Annotated in this window: 15 protein-coding genes; 9 read left to right on the forward strand and 6 right to left on the reverse strand. The window is 61.9% G+C overall.

Going from position 1 to position 23,409, the window contains the following annotated elements; genetic code table 11:
- The first annotated feature begins 31 nt into the window (after window positions 1-31).
- From B7H23_RS01880 to B7H23_RS01890, 3 genes are all read left to right on the forward strand, one after another.
- The gene (locus B7H23_RS01880) at window positions 32-796 is read left to right on the forward strand and encodes an ATP-binding cassette domain-containing protein (RefSeq protein ID WP_240535009.1); all 765 of its coding nucleotides are present in this window, start codon (window positions 32-34) and stop codon (window positions 794-796) included.
- Between the two features lie 106 nt (window positions 797-902).
- Window positions 903-1,457: a DUF924 family protein gene (locus tag B7H23_RS01885; RefSeq protein ID WP_094075704.1), complete on the forward strand. Its 555-nt coding sequence runs from the start codon at window positions 903-905 to the stop codon at window positions 1,455-1,457.
- Window positions 1,458-1,592: 135 nt separating this feature from the next.
- Window positions 1,593-3,263 carry a long-chain-fatty-acid--CoA ligase gene (locus tag B7H23_RS01890; protein ID WP_094075705.1) on the forward strand — a complete coding sequence of 557 codons (1,671 nt, stop codon included), beginning with the start codon at window positions 1,593-1,595 and terminating at the stop codon, window positions 3,261-3,263.
- Between the two features lie 65 nt (window positions 3,264-3,328).
- On the opposite strand, the gene pgi is transcribed toward B7H23_RS01890, so the two are convergent.
- Window positions 3,329-4,975 (reverse strand): glucose-6-phosphate isomerase, encoded by a 1,647-nt coding sequence (pgi, locus tag B7H23_RS01895; protein WP_094075706.1) that lies wholly within the window; start codon window positions 4,973-4,975, stop codon window positions 3,329-3,331.
- 38 nt (window positions 4,976-5,013) lie between these two features.
- A complete protein-coding gene (locus tag B7H23_RS01900) occupies window positions 5,014-5,997 on the reverse strand; it encodes a formate/nitrite transporter family protein (RefSeq protein ID WP_094075707.1) in 984 nt (327 codons plus the stop codon).
- A 151-nt stretch (window positions 5,998-6,148) separates the two neighbouring features.
- Here B7H23_RS01900 and B7H23_RS01905 point away from each other — a divergent pair, with 151 nt between their 5' ends.
- Window positions 6,149-6,625: an SRPBCC family protein gene (locus tag B7H23_RS01905; RefSeq protein ID WP_094075708.1), complete on the forward strand. Its 477-nt coding sequence runs from the start codon at window positions 6,149-6,151 to the stop codon at window positions 6,623-6,625.
- Window positions 6,626-6,691: 66 nt separating this feature from the next.
- On the opposite strand, the gene B7H23_RS01910 is transcribed toward B7H23_RS01905, so the two are convergent.
- The 3 genes from B7H23_RS01910 to B7H23_RS01920 all read right to left on the reverse strand — a co-directional run bounded on the left by B7H23_RS01910 (window position 6,692) and on the right by B7H23_RS01920 (window position 9,308).
- Entirely contained in the window at window positions 6,692-7,843 is a 1,152-nt protein-coding gene (locus tag B7H23_RS01910) for an Mrp/NBP35 family ATP-binding protein (RefSeq protein WP_094076810.1), read from the reverse strand.
- Between the two features lie 51 nt (window positions 7,844-7,894).
- On the reverse strand, window positions 7,895-8,614 hold the full coding sequence (locus tag B7H23_RS01915) for a biotin/lipoate--protein ligase family protein (protein WP_158215743.1): 720 nt from the start codon (window positions 8,612-8,614) through the stop codon (window positions 7,895-7,897).
- 91 nt (window positions 8,615-8,705) lie between these two features.
- A complete protein-coding gene (locus B7H23_RS01920; RefSeq protein WP_094075710.1) occupies window positions 8,706-9,308 on the reverse strand; it encodes a TorD/DmsD family molecular chaperone in 603 nt (200 codons plus the stop codon).
- 155 nt (window positions 9,309-9,463) lie between these two features.
- On the opposite strand from B7H23_RS01920, the gene B7H23_RS01925 reads away from it, so the two are divergent.
- Window positions 9,464-9,775 carry a hypothetical protein gene (locus B7H23_RS01925; RefSeq protein ID WP_094075711.1) on the forward strand — a complete coding sequence of 104 codons (312 nt, stop codon included), beginning with the start codon at window positions 9,464-9,466 and terminating at the stop codon, window positions 9,773-9,775.
- A gap of 56 nt (window positions 9,776-9,831) precedes the next feature.
- Here B7H23_RS01925 and B7H23_RS01930 read toward each other — a convergent pair whose 3' ends face one another.
- Window positions 9,832-10,743 carry a class I fructose-bisphosphate aldolase gene (locus B7H23_RS01930; protein WP_094075712.1) on the reverse strand — a complete coding sequence of 304 codons (912 nt, stop codon included), beginning with the start codon at window positions 10,741-10,743 and terminating at the stop codon, window positions 9,832-9,834.
- Between the two features lie 265 nt (window positions 10,744-11,008).
- Between B7H23_RS01930 and B7H23_RS01935 the strand changes: the two genes are divergently transcribed.
- The 4 genes from B7H23_RS01935 to B7H23_RS01950 all read left to right on the forward strand — a co-directional run bounded on the left by B7H23_RS01935 (window position 11,009) and on the right by B7H23_RS01950 (window position 23,349).
- Complete coding sequence (locus tag B7H23_RS01935; RefSeq protein ID WP_338044312.1) at window positions 11,009-11,527, forward strand: 2Fe-2S iron-sulfur cluster-binding protein; 519 nt, start codon at window positions 11,009-11,011, stop codon at window positions 11,525-11,527.
- A complete protein-coding gene (locus B7H23_RS01940; protein WP_094075714.1) occupies window positions 11,524-12,516 on the forward strand; it encodes an FAD binding domain-containing protein in 993 nt (330 codons plus the stop codon). Before B7H23_RS01935 ends, B7H23_RS01940 begins: the two co-directional genes overlap by 4 nt.
- Window positions 12,513-14,693 carry a xanthine dehydrogenase family protein molybdopterin-binding subunit gene (locus B7H23_RS01945; RefSeq protein ID WP_094075715.1) on the forward strand — a complete coding sequence of 727 codons (2,181 nt, stop codon included), beginning with the start codon at window positions 12,513-12,515 and terminating at the stop codon, window positions 14,691-14,693. Before B7H23_RS01940 ends, B7H23_RS01945 begins: the two co-directional genes overlap by 4 nt.
- Before the next feature lie 163 nt (window positions 14,694-14,856).
- The gene (locus B7H23_RS01950; protein WP_094075716.1) at window positions 14,857-23,349 is read left to right on the forward strand and encodes a glycoside hydrolase family 94 protein; all 8,493 of its coding nucleotides are present in this window, start codon (window positions 14,857-14,859) and stop codon (window positions 23,347-23,349) included.
- The last annotated feature ends 60 nt before the right edge of the window (window positions 23,350-23,409 follow it).

Here is a 23,409-nt window from a genome sequence, read left to right on the forward strand (position 1 = left end):
TGGGGAGCCTGGCGCCACACCGCTGATCGACATGCAGGATATTTCGATCGCGTTCGGCGGGATCAAGGCGGTGGATCATGCCTCCATCGACCTTTATCCGGGCGAGGTCGTCGCGCTGCTCGGCCATAATGGCGCGGGCAAATCGACGCTGATCAAGATCCTCTCCGGGGCGTATTCGCGCGATAGCGGCGACATTTTCGTCCGCGGTGAAACGGCGACGATCGAGAACCCGCGCGATGCGAAGAAATACGGCATCGAGACGATCTACCAGACGCTCGCTCTGGCCGACAATGTCGACGCCGCCGCCAATCTCTTTCTCGGTCGGGAAATCATGAGCGGCTGGGGTACGCTGGACGATGGCGCGATGGAGGCCGAAGCGCGGCGGGTGATGGGCCGGCTGAACCCCAATTTCCAGCGCTTCAAGGACCCTGTGAAGAGTCTCTCCGGCGGGCAGCGGCAATCGGTCGCCATCGCCCGCGCGATCCTCTTCAATGCACGCATCCTGATCATGGACGAGCCGACCGCCGCGCTCGGCCCACAGGAAACCGCGCAGGTCGGCGAGTTGATCAAGCAGCTCAAGGCCGACGGGATCGGCATCTTTCTCATCAGCCACGACATTCACGACGTGTTCGACCTTGCCGACCGGGTGGTGGTGATGAAGAACGGCCAGATCGTGGGATCGGCGGCAACCAGCGACGTCACCGATGACGAGGTGCTCGGCATGATCATTCTGGGCAAGTGTCCGCCCGGCGCGACGCCCGGCCCCGGAGCGACCGTCGATGACAGCATCAACTGACGTCGCCCCTTAGTTCCGATAAGGCACCATCGCCATTGCCAGGGGTGGGCCGGGTCCCGATAGTGCGCTATCTGCCAAATGAACAGGCTATCGCGGAGGACGGCATTTGGCCGATACGGACTGGGTCGACGACGTAAACAGCTTCTGGTTCGAAGAATTCGGACCCAAAGACTGGTTCTCCGGCAGCGAAACGCTGGATAAGTCCATCTGGGACCGGTTCCTGCCGCTTCATGAGAGATTGGCCGACACGGTTCCGCCTCTGGCCAAAGCCGAGCCCAAAGCGGCGCTTGCCGCCATTCTCGTGCTCGATCAGTTTCCCCGGAACATGTTCCGCGGCACCGCCCGCGCTTTTGCGAGCGATGCCCTTGCGCTCGACCTGTCGCGCCATGCCGTCGCACAGGGTTTCGACCGGTCGCTGAACAAGCAGGGCCGACAGTTTCTCTACATGCCGCTCATGCATTCGGAGACGCTTGCCGATCAGGACCGTTCGGTGGAATGTTTCAAGGCGCTCGGCTCGGATGAAGGGTTGCGCTTCGCGGAGGAGCATAGGGAAATCATCGGACGGTTCGGCCGTTTTCCCCATCGCAACGAGGTGCTCGGTCGGGAGAGCACGGAGGCGGAACGCGTCTTTCTCGCCGAGGCCGACAGTTATGGACAGTAGACGCTCCGTGGCGGGAGGGCATGAAGCGAAACGAACATACGCAACCGTGGGGAAAGGTGCTGACAGTTGCTCCAGTTGACGTTTACGTTAAACGTCTGAAAATAGTGATGACGGACGAAACTTGTGGAGGATTCAATGACAGATAAACCCTGGCTGACCCATTATCCGGACACGGTTCCCGCCGAGATAGAACCGCTGCGCTATCGGTCGCTGGGTGAATTGCTGTATCAGTCCTGCAAGAAATGGGGCGACCGGCCAGCCTTTACCTGCCTCGGCACGACCATCACCTTTTCAGAGATTGCCCGCCAGGCAGAAGCGCTGGCCGCCTATTTACAGTCGCTCGGGCTGGAAAAAGGTGCTCGCGTGGCCGTCATGATGCCCAATGTGCTGCAATATCCGATCGCCGTCACCGCCATCCTGCGCGCAGGTTATACGGTCGTTGGCGTGAACCCGCTCTATACGCCTCGCGAACTCGAGCATCAGCTCAACGATAGCGGCGCGGAGGCGATCGTCATTCTGGAGAATTTCGCCGCGTCTTTGGAGAAAATCAAAGGCAAGACCGGCGTCAAGCATGTGATCCTCGCCACGATGGGCGACCTGCTGGGCGTCAAGGGCTATGTCGTCAATTTCGTGGTACGCCGCGTCAAGAAGATGGTGCCGAGTTATTCGCTGGACAGCTTCATTCGTTTCAACGACGCGGTCAGCAGCGGCAAGGATAAGACTTTCACCGACCCTGGAACCGGGCCCGAGGATATCGCCTTCCTGCAGTATACGGGCGGCACGACAGGTGTTTCCAAGGGCGCGATCCTGCTCCATCGCAACATCCTGGCCAATATGGAGCAGAACCGCATATGGGTGGCCGCGGCCTTCCCGGAAGGACGCGAACCCGGCACGATGATGGTCTGCCCGTTGCCGCTCTACCATATCTACGCGCTGACGGTGAATTTGCTGAACGGTATCGAGGAGGGTCAGCACAACCTGCTCATCCCGAACCCGCGCGACATTCCGGCATTCGTCAAAGCGCTCAAGGGCCAACCCTTCCAGGCTTTCGTCGGGCTGAACACTCTTTTTGTCGCTCTCATGAACAACAAGGATTTTCGGGAGCTCGACTTCTCGAATCTCAAGCTTACACTTGGCGGCGGCATGTCGGTACAGCGCCCGGTGGCCGAACGTTGGGAAGAGCTGACAGGCGTGACCATCCACGAAGGCTACGGCCTTTCGGAAACCTCGCCGGTCGCGACATCCAACCCGCTGGACGCCAAAGAATTTTCCGGAACGATCGGCGTGCCTCTCCCCTCAACCGACGTCAAACTTCTGTCCGATGACGGGCAGGAAGTCGCACAGGGCGAGGTGGGCGAGATCGCCATTTTCGGCCCGCAGGTTATGGCCGGCTATTGGAACCGCCCGGACGAGACGGCCAATGTGATGACGGATGACGGCTATTTCAGAACCGGCGACATGGCGTTCATGGATGAGCGCGGCTACTTCAAAATCGTCGACCGCAAGAAGGACATGATCCTCGTCTCCGGCTTCAACGTCTACCCGAACGAGATCGAGGAGGTCGTCGCCGGCCACCCCGATATTCTCGAAGCCGCCGCCATTGGCGTGCCGGACGAGAAGAGCGGCGAGGTGCCCAAGCTCTTCGTCGTGCGCAAGGAAGGCTCGACCATCGACGAGACGGAAATCCTGAAATATTGCCGCGAGAATCTGACGGGCTACAAGCGGCCGCGCAAGATCGAGTTCCGCGACGAGCTGCCCAAATCGCCGGTCGGGAAGATCCTGCGTAAGGATCTGCGTCCGGACTGACCCCTTACCAAAAATGACATCGGGCCAGGCAGGGTGCACCCCTGTCTGGCCCGATGCCGTTTGTCTTACGCTTCAGCCGCCGCGCGGATCCGTTTGACCAGATTGGCCGTCGACCCATCGCGTTCGTCGACGCCTTCGCCGGTTCGCAGAACCGGTAGAAGAGCCGTCGCCAGCTCCTTGCCGAGTTCCACGCCCCACTGGTCGAAGGAATTGATGCCGAAGAGCGCGCCTTCGACGAAAACCCGATGCTCATAGAGGCCGATGAGGCGACCAAGCGCGAAGGGCGTCAGCAGGTCCTGAATCAGAGTGATCGATGGGCGATCGCCGGGAAAGACCCGATGCGGAGCGACAGCAGCGGCATGCTCCTCGGTCATTCCGGCGGCATAGGCCTGCTCCAGAGCCTCGTCGAAAGTCCGCCCCCGCATCAGTGCTTCGGCCTGCGCCAGACCATTGGCCAGCAGCAATTCGTGATGAGCCTCCAGATCCGGCTCGTGGCCGCGTGCCGAAAGGATGAACTCGACCGGTATAATGTCCGTACCCTGATGCAGAAGCTGGAAGAAGGCATGCTGACCATTGGTGCCCGGCTCGCCCCAGACGACCGGGCCGGTCTCGGTCAAGGCGGGTCGGCCATTGCGTTTCACAGCCTTGCCATTGCTCTCCATATCGAGCTGCTGGAGATAGGCTGGAAGCCGTGAAAGCCGCTGTTCGTAAGGGATAACCGCGCGCGATGTATAGCCGCAGATGACGCGGTGCCACCAACCGATCAAACCCAGCAGCATCGGCATGTTCTGTCGCGGCTCGGCATGGCGGAAATGCTCGTCCATCGCATGGGCGCCGTCGAGGAAGGCGCGGAAATTCTTCGGACCGACGGCCAGCATGACCGACAGGCCGATAGCGGACCAGACCGAATAACGGCCGCCCACCCAGTCCCAGAAGCCGAAGACGTTCTCTTCGGCAATCCCGAAATCGGCAACTTTGTCCAGAGCGGTCGATACGGCCACGAAATGGCGGCCCGTCGCCTCCCTGCCCAGCATGTCCGTCAGCCAATCGCGCGCGGTCTTCGCATTGGTCATGGTCTCGATGGTGGTGAAGGTCTTGGAGGCAACGATGAAAAGGGTCGTGGCAGGCGTCAGCCGCGCCAGCGTGTCGGCCATATCGGCGCCGTCGACATTGGAAACGAAATGGCAGCGCGGTCCGTCATGATAGGGGATCAGCGCGCCTGTCACCATGGCAGGGCCGAGATCCGATCCGCCGATACCGATATTGACGATGTCGGTGATAGGCTGGCCCGTCTGGCCTCTATGCTCGCCGGAGCGGACCCGTTCGGCAAACGTCGTCATGCGGTCCAGCACGTCGTGAATGCCAGCCATGACGTCTTCACCACCCACGGCGAAATCGGCATCGGCAGGCGCGCGCAGGGCCGTGTGCAGGACGGCGCGTTTTTCTGTCGTGTTGATCGGCTCGCCGGCGAACATGGCGTCGCGCATCTCACGAACGCCCATAGCGTCGGCCAAGCGGATCAACTTCTCGATCGTCGCCTCGTCCACTGCGCATTTGCTGTAATCGAGCAGCAGATCGTCCAGCGAAAGCGAAAAGCTATCGAAGCGATTCCGATCGATAGCGAAGGCCTGGCGCATGTCCATTTCCGGGCGCGCCTGGTGGTAATCTTCCAGCGCGGCAATGGCGGCGCGCCAGGCTTCAAGGTCTTTCATGCGTCACTCCGTTCCGCCAGGACGATTGCGGACTTCGATTATTTCCGTGTCTCGTGACCGGCCGATGCGGCAGCCGTCTGTGCCTCATCCGGGCAAATACGGCCATCCTCATCGTCATTTTGCGGCGCACCATTGGAATGCTCTGCCGGCTTTTCGTCAAGTTCGGCGACCACCTGTCCGAAGGAAAGGAAGGCGAACAGAACCGTTCCGCCAATCACATTGCCGATCAACGCGGGAACGATGAACCCGAATACGACCTCGAAGAAGCCGCTATAGCCACCGAAGGCTAGATACCATGCCTCCGCCGAACCGGCGATAACATGGGAGAACTTGCCGAGCGCGATGATGTAGGTGATCAGGAAGATCACATGCAGCTCGAACCCACGCGAACTGGGCAGAAGCCACGCCACCCCGGCGATCAGAAAGCCGGCGCATATGCCGCGCATGATGGTTTCGACGAAGCCTGGCTCCATGGCGCGCATCGAAATCTCGCGGATCGCTTCCAGCGTTTCGGGTCCGGCTGGGGGATAGAAGGTGAACCAAAGCGCGAAAATGGCTGTGCCGACCAGATTGCCGAGGAAAACGATGGTCCAAAGGCGGGCGACGGCGAAGAGGTTGTTGGCGGTCGGCTTGGCCATGACCGGAAGCACCGCGGTGATCGTACTTTCGGTGAAAAGCTGCTGACGGGCCAGGATGACGAAGATGAAGCCGGTTGTGTATCCCATCGCTTCGATGAGATGCGCCCAGTCCGTATCGGGAAGCGCCTGGCGCAGATATGCCTCTGTCAGGATCGACAGGGTAATAACGATTCCGGCGGCGATCGAGGAAAAGACGAGGCTCTTGGTCGGCCGTTCCAGTTCGTGATCGCCGGAGCGGCGCACCACTTCGTAGACGACGGCGGCCCGCATCGGGCCACGCCACTCCGCCTTCTCGATCTCGTACTTGGTCAACGAAGCGGCCGTATGGCGCTCGGTGCCATCGTCGAGCAGGGTTCTTTTGGTGTTGGCCGGGTCGTGTCTCATGGAGTCGTTCTATCTCCGTTTCGTCTGATCGAAGGCAGATACCGCCGCCCGGCCAAGCTGCAAGACCGCCACCCAAGACCTTTTGGCATATGGACGGTCGGTTGTCGGCTCCTCTATGAGCGGGATGTCGACCAGTGAGAGGAGAACCGCAATGGCTGTCGAAATAGAAGGCGAGGAGACGATCAACGCGCCCGTCGCAACCGTATGGGCAGCGCTGAACGATCCGAATGTCCTGAAAGAGTGCATTCCGGGATGCGACGAACTGAACAAGACATCCGACACGGAAATGGAAGCCAAGGTGACGCTGAAGATCGGTCCGATCAAATCGACCTTCAGCGGTCAGGTCGAACTGAAAAACATCAATGCGCCCACATCCTATACGATCGAGGGCAAGGGAGATGGCGGCATTGCCGGTTTCGCCAAGGGCGGCGCCGACGTCGAATTGCACGAGCATGAAGGCGGCACATTGCTGAAATACAAGGCCAAGGCCGATGTCGGTGGCAAGATGGCGATGATGGGTAGCCGGCTCATCCAATCCACCAGCAAGAAGCTCGCCGGGCAGTTCTTCTCCTGCATGAACGCGAAAATCTCCGATGGCTACCAGCCGCCGGAACCCAATATCGGCTGATCGGCAATTCGCCTTGCAATTGAAGGTCGGCATGTCGTGCCGGCCTCTTTTCGTTGTGGGGAAAGGCTATTCGAAAACGATGGCCGGCCCTTCGTTGCCCTGCGCGCCGACGCCTTCGACCTCTTCCACCAAACGCTGTGCGATCTGCCGGTAGATCGTCGATTCGGCACCATCCGGATCGCCGACGAGAACCGGCTTTCCGGCATCGGAGGTTTCGCGGATCGCCATCTGCAACGGCACCTCGCCAAGAAACGGCACGCCCAGCTTTTCCGCTTCCGCCTTCGCGCCGCCATGGCCGAAGATGGAATGGCTGGCCCCACAATCGGGGCAGACGAACAGGCTCATATTTTCAATGATGCCGAGCACGGGAACTTCGACCTTCCGGAACATGTTCAAGCCCTTGCGCGCATCCAGAAGCGCCAGATCCTGCGGAGTGGAGACGATCACCGCCCCGGCCATCGGCACCTGTTGGGCCAATGACAATTGCACGTCGCCGGTTCCCGGCGGCATATCGACGATGAGCATGTCGAGTTCGCCCCATGCGACGCCGCGCAGCATCTGCGTCAAGGCCTGCGTCACCATCGGCCCGCGCCAGACCATAGGCGTATCCTCGCCGACCATGAGACCCATGCTTATGGCCTTGATGCCGTAACTCTCCATCGGCTTCATCATCTTGTCGCCTGCCATTTCAGGCTTGCCGGACAGGCCGAGAAGGCGCGGAATGGAGGGGCCATAAACATCGGCATCCAGAACGCCGACCGACAGGCCGTGCTGCTGCAAGGCGAGCGCCAGATTGACAGCCGTCGTGCTCTTGCCGACACCGCCTTTGCCGGACGCGACCGCGACGATGGAACCGATACCGGGAACGGCAATGGTCTGGCGACCGGCCGGGCCGCGTTGCGCTGCCGGACCGGGCGTCGGCCGAGCCGGGCCCGCCGGGGATGGGGGCGCCGTGCCCTGCCCATTTTTTCGCTCGGCGGTCAGCGCAACCGTCGCCTTTTGCACGCCCGGCATTTTCTGAACGGTTTCTTCCGCCGCCTTGCGCAGCGGCTCCAGCCGGTCGGCCAGATCGGCCGGAACGGTCAGGGAGAAAAAGACCTTGCCCTTGGCGATGAAGATGTCGGAGACCATGCCCTCGGAAACGATGTCGCTCTTTCCGCCCGGCGCGGCGATAGAGCGCAATTGATCGCGAATGGCCTCGGCGCTCGGTTCGCTCATGTCTTTCCCTTTTTGCTTTCCGAAGAGGCGCGATAGCATGTTCGTCCTTTCTCAGGCGGTCAGATGCAGCGGCAATTGGCGCGCAATCATGTCGATCAGGGCAACTTTCTCGAAGCCCTCGCCCGTGTCGATCATCGCATTGCCGTCCTTGTCCAGTCGCATGGCAGGCCGGCTGCTCTCGCCATCGGTATAGGCTGTCCATGCCGAGCGGATCGGTTCGAAACCGCGATTCTGCCACTCGGCCAGCCGACGCTGCATGGCGGCCGCCAAATGCTGTAAGACGGCCGTCCGGTCCGTCGCGATCCCTTCCGATGCAAGGGCCGTGAGCTCTCGCCGTTTCAAGGCCGGAAGCCGTTCGGTGAACTTGCCCGACAAGCGAATGTGAAGTCCGATCACAAGCCAGTCCGGATAGTCCTCTGCCTCTTCCTGACCGGACAGCCCGCCAATGGCGACGCGCGCCACTTCGCGCGCTCCGAGACAGACACTGAACGGCCAGATTATCGTCGGTCGTTGCGCTGCTGAGAGTGCATGCAGGCTTTCCGCAACAGCCAGTTGCGCCAGAGGAAGCGCCTGTGCCGCCTCCACGGCCGATCGGTCGGAGTCCAGAAGGATCGCGCAGGACGCCATGCCGTGCCGTCGGCTATAGAGAAAATCGCCTGGCTCGGCCTTCTGGCATCGGGCAAGGCGGCAGGCTTCGTCTAACGCCATCTTTTCACGATCGACCGCCAGAGCACGGAAGCCCTCGGGTAAGCGGGGATCGGGAAGGCTCATGTCGGCGCTCCGGTCGTGGTCAGGCGGCAGGCATTCATGGTGTAGGGATTTCGCGAGTCCGGAACAAGGCGTAAGACCCGACGAAAGTCTGTCAGACCAACTGGAAACCGGCATCCTCAATATCGAGGAAGGTCGCCGCGAGATCGCCGACGGCACGGTAGAAATCCGCCTTATCCGATGTGCTCACATCGCGAAGGAAAAAGGGCATCCAGATCATGATGTGGTCCCGAAAGATTCGGCGCTGCTCCATAACCGCCAGACGGTCGCAGCCAAACCGGCCATCGATGAGCCCCGCCATCATCTCGAAGAGGGTGCCAGCATGGTCGGGCGCCCGTTCGGCGACCGGACGCTGCTCGATGCCAAGGCGCGCCATGAGCGCCGGCAGACAATCGGCCCCGGACGGACCGGTCCGTCCCTTCAAATAGGCCGATGCGCGCGGCTCAAGCACACCATCCGGACCGAACAACCCCTGATATTCATCATGGACCTGCCGGGGCGTGGCCGTGCCGGCGCATTCGGCCAGACGGCCGGTCGCCCGGCCCATGGCGCTGTCATCGCGCGATAGTCCGCGCAGACGCTCAAGCATCTTGCGATCGGGTGGCTGAAGAAAGAGATCGGACACCAACGCATAGATCAGGCAGCGAAGCTTGTCTTCGACCGGCAGTTCTTTTTCGTCTCGCTTGGGCAGGGCCATAGGGGCTCGGTCTCCATTCTGCCAACGGAGAGTAGGCGAGGACAGGCCTGCGGCAAGGTCGTCGGCAACCGGGCGGTCTCAGGCAACCAGCGCCATGGCCGTGCGTTCGACCTTGCGTAACCGATCTTAACTTCGACAATCGAACGAGTGCTTCCATGACAAAATTCGCCGTTTCAGCCTCGATGCTCGGCCTGGCCGGCATGGCGATTCTAGCCGGCCCCGCTGTAGCGGACCCGCCCGCCGATGCGCGTCCGCTCAGTCAGATCGCCCAGGCACTGGAAAAGGTGCCTGGCTATCTCTTCCTGCAGGAGTTGAAATGTGACGAGAATGCCGGAGCCTGGACCGCGATCTATCGCACCGTCAATGGCATGGACAAGCACATCCTGGTCCACGCGCAGACCGGTGCGATCAGCGAGCCTGCACCGTCCGGCGCGGGTGACGATCCAAAGCCCAACGGCTTGGAATGAAATGAAAAAGCCGCCCTTGCGGGGCGGCCCTTCCCATCGTCGAAACAGCTGCGATCTCAGCCCTTATAGACGTCGACAATCCGGTTGAGCAGCGCCACCGCCTCACTCTTCTCGCGCTGGAAGGAGTTGCGGCCGACGATGGAGCCGAAGCCGCCGCCGGCATTGATCTGGGTGATCTCTTCGACCAATGCGTCCGCATCTTTCGCGCCGCCGCCGGAGAAGACCACCACGCGCTTATTGTTGAAGGAAGCCTGCATGACATGGCTGATCCGCTCGGCGAGCGTATCCTGTTTGATGTCCTTGTAGGACTTCTCGGCATCTTTCAGATCGACGCCCTTTTCCGGCGGCTTGACCTTGATGATCGTCGCGCCCATCAGCGCCGCCATGTGCGCCGCGTAGGCCACGATGTCGAGCGCCGTTTCGCCCTTCTTAGAGACCTTGCCGCCGCGCGGATAGGACCAGACGACCGTCATCAGACCCTTGGCCTTGGCCTCGCGGGTCAACTCGGCCAGGTCTTCCTGCATCGTGAAGCAGTTGTCCGAGCCCGGATAGATGGTGAAGCCGATACCGATGCAGCCGAGGCGCAGCGCGTCGTCCACCGAGCCGAGAACGGCCTGATCCGGCACGCTGTCCGACAGCGAGTTGGCCGAATTGACCTTGAGGATCAGCGGCACTTCGCCGGCGAAGGTGTCGGCGCCCTGCTCCAGGCTGCCGAGCGGCGCCGCATAGGCGGACAGGCCGGCATCGATGGCGAGCTGATAGAGATAATGAGGGTCGTAGGCTGCCGGGTTCGGCGCAAAGGAGCGTGCCGGACCGTGCTCATAGCCCTGATCGACCGGCAGAATGACCAGCTTGCCCGTGCCGCCCAGTTTGCCGTGCATCAGAAGGCGAGCCAGATTGGTCTTAACGCCAGGGTTCTCGCCTTCATACCAGGAGAGGATTTCCTTTACGCGCGGAGTGACGTTCATGGCTGCATATCCTTCTTCGGGGCTCGGAATAGTGGGGCGTACCTACCCAATTACCCCCGTATCTGTCACGCAAAAACAGGGCAAATGCACGGCTTTTGGCGGGGCGGCATCCAGATGGCCGGAACTTCGGCAACTCAATCGATTTGATCGCGTCCGACAACCTGCCGTTGGGTGACGCGCCGATTGAGCGCGCGGATGGAACCGACTGCCCGGCCCGGCCTTTTTCTGGACGTATTCCAAATTGCTGAGACCAAAGGAACTTTCCGTGACGTCATTGACTATTAACGGCAAGGCCGTCGAATTGGAGGTGGATCCGCGAACCACCCTGCTCGACGCGCTGCGAGAACATCTGAAGCTGACGGGCTCCAAAAAGGGTTGCGACCACGGCCAGTGCGGCGCGTGCACCGTTCTGCTGGACGGCGAGCGCGTCAATTCCTGCCTCGTCCTCTTCGCTGGCTGCGATGGCCAGGACGTCACGACGATCGAAGGCCTGAAGGATGGCGACGAACTCGGCGCGATGCAGCGCGCTTTCGTGTCGCACGACGCCTTTCAGTGCGGCTATTGCACGCCCGGCCAGATCTGCTCCGCCGTCGCCACGCTCAAGGAAGTGGAACGCGGCGATGCATCGGCTGTCACCGCCGACGATGGCGATATTCATCTGACCCGCCTGGAGGTGCAGGAACGGATGAGCGGCAATATCTGCCGCTGCGGGGCGTATAACAACATCGTCGATGCGGTGATGGAAACCGGTGGCGCGGCCTTACAGACGGAGGCCGCAGAATGAAACCGATCGAATATATCCGTCCCGACAGCGCCGATGCCGCGCTCGATGCGATCCGCGCCGAGAATGCCAAATTCATCGGAGGCGGCACCAACCTGCTCGACCTGATGAAGCTCGAAGTCGAAACGCCTGACGCGCTGGTCGATGTCCATCGTCTCGACATGGGAGGCTTTTCCGACACGGATGGAAACGGCCTTCGGATCGGCGCGGAGGTTACGAACACGACGCTCGCCAACAATTCCAGGGTGCGGAAAGACTACCGAGTCCTGTCCGAAGCACTGCTATCCGGCGCAACGGTGCAGCTTCGAAACCGGGCGACGACCGGCGGCAATTTTCTGCAGCGGACCCGCTGCTATTACTTCATGGACACCACCCGCCCCTGCAACAAGAGGGAGCCGGGTTCCGGTTGTGCCGCGCTCAACGGGCCGAGCCGCATTCACGCTATCTTGGGCACGTCTGCCCATTGCATCGCGACCCATCCGTCCGACATGGCCGTCGCCATGGCGGCGCTGGATGCGAAAATCCATACGCGCAAGGCGGATGGCGCAAGCCGCACCGTCGCCGCGACCGAATTGCACCGCTTGCCGGGCGATACCCCACAGATCGATACGGTTCTGGAAGATGGCGAACTGATCGAAGCGGTCACCTTGCCGGCCCCGCTCGGCGGCACGCATCTTTATCGCAAGGTTCGCGACCGCTCGTCCTACGCATTCGCTCTGGTCTCGGCCGCCATCGTCCTGAGGATCGCGGACGGCAAGATCGAGACGACCCGCCTTGCTCTCGGCGGTGTGGCGCACAAACCCTGGCGGGCAGAAAAGGCTGAGGCGCGGCTCGCCGGCCAAGCGCCAACGGAAGAAAATTTCCAAGCGGCCGCCGAGGCCGAACTGGCCGATGCGCGCGCCGAAGGCAGTCACGCCTTCAAGATCGAACTGGCTAAACGGACAATCGTCGCCGCACTTCGTGAAGCGGCCGATCGGGAGAATGCGGCATGAACGACATCATCAAAGGCAAATGGATCGGCAAACCGCTCGACCGCGTCGACGGCCCGCTCAAGGTTTCCGGCGCTGCGACCTATGCCGCCGAACACGACATCGATGCCGCGATCGGCTTCATCGTCGAGGCGACCATCGCGAAGGGAACAATCGCATCCATCGAAACGGCCAATGCGGAAGCGGCCAAAGGCGTGATCGCTGTCCTTACCTACGAAAACGCGCCGAAAATGGCTCCCTGGGGCGATGGGGCGGACGACCGGTTCGAGCAAAGCCATGGCGTTCTCGTCGACGGCACGATCCGCCATTATGGCCAACCGGTCGCGCTGGTCATTGCCGAAACGCTGGAACAGGCGCGTCATGCGGCGAGCCTCGTGGCCGTGACCTATGACGAACAGGCGCCTGCGCTGGGCGTCGATCGCGCGGACAGCGAATTGGCGGAGGGCCTCGATGGCGGGTTCGAACCGACCAATCGGCGCGGTGATTTCGACCGGGCCTGGGCCGAAAGCGATCTGACGGTGGATCTCAACTATACGACACCGCATATGATTCCGGCGGCTATGGAGCCGCATAGCGCCATTGCCGAATGGGACGGGGAGCGCCTGACCGTACGCAATTCGCTTCAGGTCATCGCGTCCGGCGTGGCTTGCCTTGCCAATACATTCGGTATCGATGAAGAGAATATTCGCGTTCTGTCGCCCTATATCGGGGGTGGGTTCGGCTCCAAGCTCGGACAGCACTACGACACCATTCTCGCCGCGGCGGGCGCCAAGAAGTTGAACCGCCCGGTGAAGGTGGTACAGACGCGCCGCAATCTGTTCCACGCCGGGCCGCATCGGGCCCGAATCGAACAGCGCATTCGTCTCGGCGCGACCAGGGACGGCACGCTCAAGGCCGTCAATTTCGAAACATGGTCGACGCAAGCCATCGGCTATTTCTACACCGAAGGACCGATGGCCTCGGCGGCCAGTGCCTATCGTTGCGATGCGCTGCACTGGACCGGCAAGACCCGCCAGGCGAACGAGACGCTGAACGATTCCATGCGCGCGCCGGGCGAGGCGCTGGGCGGCGTCACCTTCGAAGCGGCGATTGACGAACTCGCCGAGAAGGTCGGCATGGACCCGCTGGAATTCCGCTTGAAGAACGAACCGACGGAGGACCCGGCAAGCGGCAAGCCCTTTGCGACACGCGATCTGGTGGAATGCATGAAGCGTGGGGCGGACGAATTCGGCTGGGCAGACCGGCCGAAAGAGCCGCGTTCGCGCCGGGAAGGTCGCAAGCTGATCGGGTACGGCATGGCCAGCGCCATTCGCGGCAATATGATGCAGGAAGGATCGTGCCGGATCGATCTTTCGGCGGGCGGCCATCTGACCGTCAAGATGGACATGACGGATATCGGCACGGGCACCTATACGATCCTGACGCAGATCGCTGCCGAAGCGCTCGGCCTCCATCCCGACGACATCACGGTCGATCTGGCCGATTCCGACAATCCCGCCACTGCCGGTTCCGGCGGATCGTTCGGTGCGGGAACCTCGGGCTCAGCTCTGTGGAACGCATGCATCGCACTACGTGAGAAGCTGGCTAGGGCTGGTGGTTTCAACATCGACCCCGACGAGATCGACTTCGACGAAGGTACGATGCAGGCTGGCGACAGAGCCGTTGCGCTCGCAGACGTTTTGAAGGACAGCGACGGTTTTTCGGCTGAAGGCAGCATCAAGCCGGGTGAAGAGCACGAGGATTACGTCCAGAATTCATACGGCGCGCATTTCTGCGAAGTTGCCGTGGACATGGACAGTTGCGAGATCGAAGTGCGTCGCTTCGTCTCTGTCTTTTCCGCGGGCCGTATTCTGAACCGCAAGACGGCTCATAGCCAGTGTCTCGGCGGCCTGGTCTGGGGCATTGGCGGCGCCATCCGCGAAGAACTCTGGATGGATGAGCGGACCGGCGGCTACGTCAATCGCGACCTCGCCGAATATCACGTGGCAGTGAACCGTGACGTTCCGAAGTGCGACATCATCTTCCTGGAGAACCCCGACCCCAAATCGAACCCGATCGGGACCAAGGGGATCGGCGAACTGGCGCTTTGCGGTGCGGGTGGGGCCGTCGTCAACGCGATCTACAATGCTACCGGCAAGCGGGTCTATGATCTGCCCGTCACGCTGGACAAGCTGCTGTAAAGGGTAATCAACGGCGCCGTTCCCGGTCAAAAAAGGATGGCGCCGTTCATTCCTGTGATGACAACGGCGTTGGCAGCGCGTCTATTCCCACTTCGTGCTCTTACCGAGCGACAAGTGTGGCCTACTTTCCGGAGTTGGCCCTTTCGGCCTCGACGGATCGCAAATGAACTACCAATCCCCTTCGCCCCACACGGACGCTCGCGAAAGCAGGGCGGAACGAGGCAGACAACTGGGCGAGCTTACCCCGCCTATTCGCGACAAGTTCCTCTCCGACGATGAATTCGGGGCGACCGGCGAGCGTCTTGCCAGTCGGGCCGAAGCGCCGCTGCAATCCTTTCGAACCTTCGACTTCCGCGGCCGCGAACGCGACAATGAAAAGGTCATCGAGACCTGCTACGAGGCGACCGCCCATGCGGCCAAGGAAGGTTATCCGATTTCGCCAGCGGCGGAGTGGCTGCTCGACAACCATCATCTGGTGGAAGCCAATCTCCGGCAGGTGCGGCGCGACCTGCCCATCAAGTTCTACGATCAACTGCCCAATACCAGCGTGGAGGGCGCCGACCAGAAAGTGCCGCGTGTTCTGGCGCTTGCATGGACCTATGTCGCTCACACCAACAGCGTTTTTTCCAGTCACACGCTCACTGCCATCACCGAGGGATTTCAAAGCGTCGAAACGCTGAAGATCGGTGAAATCTGGGCTATCCCGGCCTTTCTGCGCTTTGTTCTGTTGGAGAATCTCCGACGTGTTTCGGAGCGGGTGCAACATGGCCGCGAATTGCGGCAGAAAGCCAATGCGCTGGCCGACCGCATGCTGGCGGCGGAAACGGACAAGGAAGCCGAGCAGGAGTTCGGCCAGGCCCTGGCGGACATGTCCGAGCATTCCTTTTCGGCCCAACTCCTCTACCGTCTTCGCGACGGCTCAGATCGCGCTCAGACCGTCCTTCGCTGGCTCGAAGACGCTTTCGAACAGGAGGGGGTGGAAGCAGAAGAAATGCTGATTGCGCAGCAGAACAGCATTTCTTCGGCCAATGTGATCGTCGGCAATATCATCAGTTCGCTGCGCGCCATCGACGATATGGACTGGATTACGTGGTTCGAAAGTCTTTCCGCCGTCGACCGCCGGCTGCGAGCCAGCACTGATTTCGGACTGCTCGATCCGCGCTCGCGTAATCGTTATCGCGAGCGGATCGAAACGCTCGCCCGCCGGTCGAAGACATCGGAAATGGAGGTGACCGATACGGTCATCGAGATGGCGCGGCAAGGGGCCGACCAGCCCGATCCTCTGATCGTGGGCAATATAGGTTATTATCTGCTCGGAAACGGTATCGAGGCGCTGCGCGATCGGGTCGGCTATCGCCGCCGTCCTCGCGAACGCGTGCGTCTGCTGTTCTCGCGACTTGGCTGGCTCGGCATCGCCCTGCCGGTGGCGATCCTGACGGCGATCATTCTGGCTGTCGCAGCCATGGCCATCGGCGCGATCGAAGGCGCGGGCGCAGCGGTCATTCTTATGGTCCTGCTCGCCCTGCCGGCTTCCGAGGCGGCAATGGGCATCTTCAACATGCTCTCGTCCTATATGGTGCGGCCCTATCACATGCCGGGCTATGAATATCGCGACGGCATTCCACGCGACGCGCGGACGCTGGTCGTGGTTCCCTGCATGATCGGCGATCGCGACACGATCGACGAACTCGTCCGTAATCTGGAAGTCCACTATCTCAGCAACCCGTCGGGCGAGACCTATTTCGCGCTTCTTTCCGACTGGCCGGATGCCGTTGCGGAGGAGCGTCCGGAAGACCGCGAGCTTCTGGACTACGCGCAGCGGACCATCGATACATTGGCGGAGACCTACGCCCATACGGGCAGGCGGCGTTTCTTTCTTCTGCATCGCCGTCGCGTCTATGAAGAGGTCGACGATGTATGGATGGGATGGGAGCGCAAGCGCGGCAAGCTGGAAGAGCTCTTCGACCTGATCCGCGGTGAGACGCACACTACCTACCTGACGCCTGCCCATGCCCTGCCGGAAGATATCGCTTTCGTCCTTACCCTCGATTCAGATACGCGCTTGCCACGCGACATGGTCGCCAAGCTCGTCGGCAAGATGGCCCATCCGCTCAACGCGCCCATCAACGACCCGGATTCCAATCGCGTAACAGGCGGTTACGGCATCCTTCAGCCGCGGATCACACCATCCCTGACAACCGGCGAAGAGGCCTCCGCCTTCCAGCGAATGTTCTCCTCCAATCGCGGTCTCGATCCTTACGTCTTTGCCGTTTCCGACACTTATCAGGATGTCTTTCGGGAGGGCAGCTTCACCGGCAAGGGCCTGATCCATGTCGATGCTTTCCGCCAGGCCATGGCGGAGCGGATCGAAGACAATACCGTCCTGTCGCATGACCTTCTGGAGGGTGCCCTCGCCCGCTCGGCGCTCGTCACCGATGTCGAATTCGTGGAGGATTTTCCGACCAAATATTCGGTCGAGGTGGGACGGCAGCACCGCTGGATACGCGGCGACTGGCAGCTTCTGCCCTTCATTTTCGGCGGAGACCCGGATGTCACGCCGCTTAACCGGTTCAAGATGGTGGACAATCTGCGGCGCTCGATCCTGCCGGTCGCCTGGGTTCTGGCGTCGATTGCGGGCTGGACGAAATTCGGGGTCTGGCCTGCGCTGGTCTGGCAGCTCGTCCTGATCGCCATGCTTATCATCTCGCCGCTGATCTCCATGTTCATGGGTTTTCTGTCGCCGCCGGTCGGCGTCACCGTGCGTTCCCACCTGCGGACCTATGGTTGGGAGCTTCTGACGCTGCTCGGTCAGACGGGGCTACGCGTCGCCTTCATGGCGCACACCGCGTGGTACGCCGCCGACGCCGTAGGCCGAACGCTTTACCGCCTTTTCGTGTCGCGCCGCCAGCTTCTGGAATGGAAGACCGCCGCACAGATGCAGAAGAGCGCGGCCGGCTCTCCCCTCGCCTATCTGGAGCTGATGTGGCCTTCATCGGCCATCGCCGCGATCGGCTTCATACTCGCGATCGCCTACGGCAATGACAGCGCCTTGGTCGCCCTACCCGTCACGGTCGCATGGTTCCTTGCTCCGCTCATCGCCTGGCAGGTCTCGCGCTCGGCGGAAACGGACGATCGCTTCTTCGTCTCAAGGGACGAGCAACGGGCGCTGCGCCGCATAGCCCGCAGGACCTGGCGTTATTTCGAGACCTATGTCAGCGAAGAGCACAATCACCTGCCCCCCGACAATTTTCAGGAAGACCCCGAGCCGGTGATCGCGGCGCGCACATCGCCAACCAATATCGGCCTCTATTTGATCTCGACCGTTTCGGCCCGCGATCTCGGCTGGATCGGCTTCGAGGAGATGCTGAGCCGGATCGAGGCGACGCTGATCACCCTCCGGCGGATGGAGAAGCACCGGGGCCATCTCTACAACTGGTACGACACCAAGAACCTGCAGCCTCTGCCGCCGCGCTATATTTCCGCGGTCGACAGCGGCAATCTGGCCGGTCATCTCATTGTCGTCTCGTCGGCGCTGCGAGAAGCCGCGGCAGCGCCTGCGGCCTTCATGCATGCCGATGTCGAGGGCATTCGCGACACGGCAACCATCGTCGCCGAAGTTCTGGAAGACATTCCCAACGATCGCCGGACGATCCGACCTCTTCGCGCACGCATTCAGGAACGGCTGGACAGCTTTGTCACAGCGCTCGACCGGGGCGCCGCCGTCACCTCGGTCAAGGCCACGGGCCTGATGACGGTCGCTCAGGAAATCGAGCGTCTGGCGCTCGACATCGACCTCGAAGTGGACAGCGATAACAGCCGGCGTCTGGTCTGCTGGTCCAGCGCGCTCATCCGGACCTGCGAGGCCCATTTCAACGATCCCGGCACGAGCCGCGAGGTCATGGACCGTCTGCGGCGACGTCTGATCGATGTGTCCGAAACCGCGCGCGGCATCGCGTTCGACATGGAATTCGGCTTTCTGATGAACAGGAAGCGGCGGCTGCTTTCCATCGGCTACCGTGTCGAAGAAGGCGAACTGGACGATTCCTGCTACGATCTTCTGGCTTCGGAAGCCCGCCTGACCAGCCTTTTTGCCATCGCCAAGGGCGACCTGCCAAACGAGCACTGGTTCCGGCTCGGGCGACCCGTGGTTCCGGTCTCCGGCCGTGCGACGCTGGCCTCATGGTCGGGGTCGATGTTCGAATATCTGATGCCGCCGCTCGTCATGCATGAGCGGCAGGGAGGCCTTCTCTACCAGACCAACCGAATGGTCGTGCGGGTGCAACAGCGCTATGCGCGCGAATTGGGCGTGCCATGGGGCATTTCGGAATCGGCCTATAATGCGCGCGACCATTTGCTGACCTATCAATATTCCAATTTCGGCGTGCCTTCGCTCGGCCTGAAGCGGGATCTTGCCCGCAACGCCGTTATCGCGCCCTATGCCACGATGCTCGCCTGTCAGGTCGCTCCCAGCGACGCCATCCGCAACATGGACCGGCTGCGCAAGATCGGCGCGCAGGGTGCGTACGGCTTCTACGAATCCGTCGATTTCACGCCCTCGCGCCTGCCAAAGGGCGAAAAATGCGCCGTCATTCGCGCCTATTTCGCACACCATCAGGGCATGAGCATCTGTGCTGCGGCCAATGTCGTGACATCCGGCAGGTTGCGTGAACTGTTCCATTCCGATCCGGTGATCGAGGCGGCCGAACTGCTGCTGCAGGAGCGCGCGCCGCGCACCGTCGCACCCGTATCCCGGTCCGAAGAGGTTATGCGCCAGAAGCGCAATGGCGGAGCGCTCGCCGCGCCGGCCATGCAGATTTACGACGAGCCCGCATTGCTGGACCGCCGCACGCAGTTGCTGTCGAACGGCCACTACAACGTCATGGTCACGGCGACAGGCGCAGGCTATTCGCGATGGAACGGCCTTGCCATCACGCGTTGGCGGCCAGATCCTGTGGAGGATAGCTGGGGCCAGTACATCTTCCTACGCGACGTCGCGACCGGCCAATGGTGGAGCACGACCAGCCAGCCGCGCAGTGCGCCCGACGAACGGTCCGTTGCGGTGTTCACCGATTCACAGGCCGAGTTCCGCAAGCGCGTCGGGACCATCCAGTCCCATCTGGACATTCTGGTCACGACCGAAGGCGACGGCGAAGGCCGCCGCCTCACCCTCGCCAATACCGGCAGCGCGGACCGGCTGATCGAGGTGACCTCCTTTGCCGAACTGGTTCTCTCAGCCGATCAGGCCGACATGGCCCACCCGGCCTTTTCGAAGATGTTCGTGCGCACCGAGATCGACCCGGCGGGCGACGCGATCATCGCCACGCGCAACAAACGCACGCTCGGCGAACCGGATATTCACGTCGCCCACCTCATCACCGAGACCGCCGGGCAAAAGCGCGCCACGCAATTCGAAACCGATCGCCGCGCCTTTATCGGCAGGGAACGAGGTTTGTCATCGGCAAGGGCATTCGACCCCGGCGCAGAACTGAGCGGTTCGGTCGGATTCACGCTCGATCCGATCATGTCGTTGCGGCGGATCGTTCGTATTCCGGCTGGCAAGAAGGCGACCGTCACATTCTGGACGCTCGCGGCGGCCGACCGCGAAACGCTGAATGACCGGATCATCCATTATCGGCACACCGAAACCTTCAACCATGAGAGCCAGCTGGCCTGGACGCGCAGCCAGGTTCAGCTGCGGCACATCAATATTACGAGCGAAGACGCAGAGACGTTCCAGCGGCTGGCCCGTTACCTCATCTATCCCGATATGGATTTCCGCATCGGCGACGAAGCAGTCCGCGACGGGCTGGCGAGCCAGAGCGCGCTGTGGCCGCTCGGCATTTCCGGCGACCATCCGATCTTCGTACTGCGCACCGATGATGAGAACGATCTCAAGATCGTCAGCGAAGCGCTCGCCATGCAGGAATATCTGCGGAGCCGGGGCCATGTGTTCGATCTCGTCATTCTGAACGAGCGGGCAACCTCCTATGCGCAGGACATGCAGCAGGCGGTCGATATTCTCTGCGACAATGCCCGTCATCGCGGACTGTCGGATGCATCGCGCGCTCACATTTTTGCCGTTCGTCGCGATCTGGTGGACGAGACCGCCTATAACGCGCTTCTCGCTGCGTCGCGGATCACACTACACACCCGCAATGGGCGGCTGTCCCAGCAACTGGCACGGCTCGAAGGCGAAGCCGAGGAACAAACGCCGGCGCCGCTCTTTCCGATCCAGCGTGAAGAATCGTTGCCGACGGCCATTCCCCATCCGGCGACGGTGGCCAAAACCGGCGACGATCTTCTCTTCTGGAACGGTGTGGGCGGCTTCGACCCTGAAACCGGCGAATATGTCGTGCGGCTTACCGGGACCGAGCGGACGCCGCAGCCGTGGATCAACGTCATTTCGGGCAAGGATTTCGGGTTCCACGTTTCCGCCGGCGGCGCGGCATTCACATGGAGCATCAATTCACGCGACTACCAGTTGACGCCGTGGAGCAACGATCCCGTTTTGAACCGACCGGGCGAGGCGCTTTACATCCGCGATCTGGAAAGCGGCATTACGCTGACGCCATTTGGCGCCCTGGCTGGCGCGGCATCGGAACCCTACGAAGCCCGCCATGGTACGGGCTACTCGACGTTCCGTTCGGCAGGCGGCGGCCTGCGGCTGACCGCGACCATGGCAATGGCGTATGGACGCAACGCCAAGGTGACACGGCTGCACATCGCAAACGAATTCGACCGTCCCCGCAAGCTTCGGCTCTACGCCTTCGCTGAATGGGTCCTCGGTAACAATGGCAATCAGTCCGCGCCCTTCATTGTCTCCCAATTCGACGATTCATCCGGCGTTCTCAGCGCGACCAACCCCTACTCCGTCGATTTCTCCGGGCGGCACGCCTTTTTTGCGCTCTCCACGCCGGTTTCGTCCCACACCGCTTCGCGGCGCTGCTTCATCGGTCGGCAATCGGTCCGGTATCCGCAGGCGGTAGCCGAAGGCGCGGCGCTGGACGATTCGATCGCGATCGGTGGCGACCCCTGTGCCGCACTGGCCTCCGATATCGAGGTGCCGGCAGACGGATCGGTGGAGGTGCTTGTCATTCTCGGCGATGGCGACTCGGCCGAAGACGCTTCATCCATGGCGAACGCCTTGCGAGAAGAGGGTTTCGACCAACAACTCGCGGCGGCCAGAGACGAGTGGGATGCGTTTCTCGGCACGTTGCAGGTCGAGACCCCCGACCCGGCCATGAATATTATGGTCAATCGCTGGCTGCCCTACCAGGCGCTCGCCTGCCGCATCCGTGCCCGCTCGGCTTTCTACCAGGCCTCCGGGGCCTACGGGTTCCGCGATCAGTTGCAGGACACCTCGGCGCTGCTGCTGCAGGACCCGTCCTATGCAAAGGCGCAGATCCTGAACGCAGCGGGCCGCCAGTTCCCGGAAGGCGACGTGCAGCACTGGTGGCTGCCGCGCACCGGCGCGGGCGTTCGCACCATGATCTCCGACGATGTGGTGTGGCTCGGCTATCTCACGGCCCACTATGTGCGGGTGACGGGCGATACGGACTTTCTCGACACCAAGCTGCCGTTCATCGACGGTCCGGAACTGGAGCCGGGCCAGCATGATGCTTTCTATACGCCGGAGGTGCTGGATGGCGACGTCTCGCTCTACGAACACTGCGCCCGGGCGCTTGATCTCGGCTGCGCACGGCGCGGCGAGAACGGCCTGCCGCTGATCCTCGGCGGCGACTGGAACGACGGCATGAACCGCGTCGGTGAAGAGGGTCACGGCACCTCGGTCTGGCTCGGCTGGTTCATGGCGGGCGGACTGTCGGCGATGATTCCGCTGGCCGACGCAAGGGGTGACGAAGCGCGCGTCGAACGCTGGTCGGCGCGGCGCGATGAATTGCGAACAGCCCTTCAAAAGGAGGGTTGGGACGGCGAATGGTACCGACGCGGTTCGTTCGACGATGGTACGCCGCTCGGCAGCCATACGTCCGACGAATGCCAGATCGACACCATCGCGCAGAGCTGGAGCGTCTTGTCCGGAGAAGGCGATCCGGAGCGTAGCCACCAGGCGCTCGACAAGGTGCTGGACATCCTGACCGACGACGAGGTGAAGATCATCAAACTCTTCACTCCGCCCTTCCAGCACACGGACAAGAACCCCGGCTACATCAAGGGCTACCCGCCCGGCGTCCGCGAAAATGGCGGCCAGTACACCCATGGCGCCATCTGGACAGCCTATGCACTGGCGGAACTGGGCCGGCCGGACGATGCGTGGAAAGCCTATTCGCATCTCCTGCCGATCAATCATGCGCTGGACGAGGAAGCGATGCAACGCTACCGCGTCGAGCCCTATGTCGTCGCCGCCGACATCTATGGCGAAGAGGACCGGCGCGGCCGTGGCGGCTGGACCTGGTACACCGGTTCCGCAGGCTGGCTCTACCGATGCTCGGTCGAGGCCATTCTCGGCATTCGGCGGCAGGGCGGGCGGCTATTCGTGAAGCCGGCCATGCCGAGCCATTGGGACCGCTATGCCGCCACACTCAACCAGAGTGGCGCGACCTACCGGATTGAGGCCGAACGTGTGGACGGGCAAATCGTCGTCCGCGTGAACGGTGAAACGGAAGCGACTAAGGGTGAAGGTTTTGCCTTGAACTGAGGCAGGCATGGTCCTTCCATGGGCAAGCGAGCGGACCGGCCCTATGTGACGGCGAACGCG

Source organism: Notoacmeibacter marinus (genome assembly GCF_002238045.1).
GTDB lineage: Bacteria > Pseudomonadota > Alphaproteobacteria > Rhizobiales > Rhizobiaceae > Notoacmeibacter > Notoacmeibacter marinus.

Coding starts and splice junctions, on each gene's coding strand:
- B7H23_RS01880 (WP_240535009.1), top strand. CDS start 32: ATGCAGGATATTTCGATCGCGTTCGGCGGGATCAAGGCGGTGGATCAT.
- B7H23_RS01890 (WP_094075705.1), top strand. CDS start 1,593: ATGACAGATAAACCCTGGCTGACCCATTATCCGGACACGGTTCCCGCC.
- pgi (WP_094075706.1), bottom strand. CDS start 4,975: ATGAAAGACCTTGAAGCCTGGCGCGCCGCCATTGCCGCGCTGGAAGAT.
- B7H23_RS01900 (WP_094075707.1), bottom strand. CDS start 5,997: ATGAGACACGACCCGGCCAACACCAAAAGAACCCTGCTCGACGATGGC.
- B7H23_RS01905 (WP_094075708.1), top strand. CDS start 6,149: ATGGCTGTCGAAATAGAAGGCGAGGAGACGATCAACGCGCCCGTCGCA.
- B7H23_RS01910 (WP_094076810.1), bottom strand. CDS start 7,843: ATGAGCGAACCGAGCGCCGAGGCCATTCGCGATCAATTGCGCTCTATC.
- B7H23_RS01915 (WP_158215743.1), bottom strand. CDS start 8,614: ATGAGCCTTCCCGATCCCCGCTTACCCGAGGGCTTCCGTGCTCTGGCG.
- B7H23_RS01920 (WP_094075710.1), bottom strand. CDS start 9,308: ATGGCCCTGCCCAAGCGAGACGAAAAAGAACTGCCGGTCGAAGACAAG.
- B7H23_RS01925 (WP_094075711.1), top strand. CDS start 9,464: ATGACAAAATTCGCCGTTTCAGCCTCGATGCTCGGCCTGGCCGGCATG.
- B7H23_RS01930 (WP_094075712.1), bottom strand. CDS start 10,743: ATGAACGTCACTCCGCGCGTAAAGGAAATCCTCTCCTGGTATGAAGGC.
- B7H23_RS01940 (WP_094075714.1), top strand. CDS start 11,524: ATGAAACCGATCGAATATATCCGTCCCGACAGCGCCGATGCCGCGCTC.
- B7H23_RS01945 (WP_094075715.1), top strand. CDS start 12,513: ATGAACGACATCATCAAAGGCAAATGGATCGGCAAACCGCTCGACCGC.
- B7H23_RS01950 (WP_094075716.1), top strand. CDS start 14,857: ATGAACTACCAATCCCCTTCGCCCCACACGGACGCTCGCGAAAGCAGG.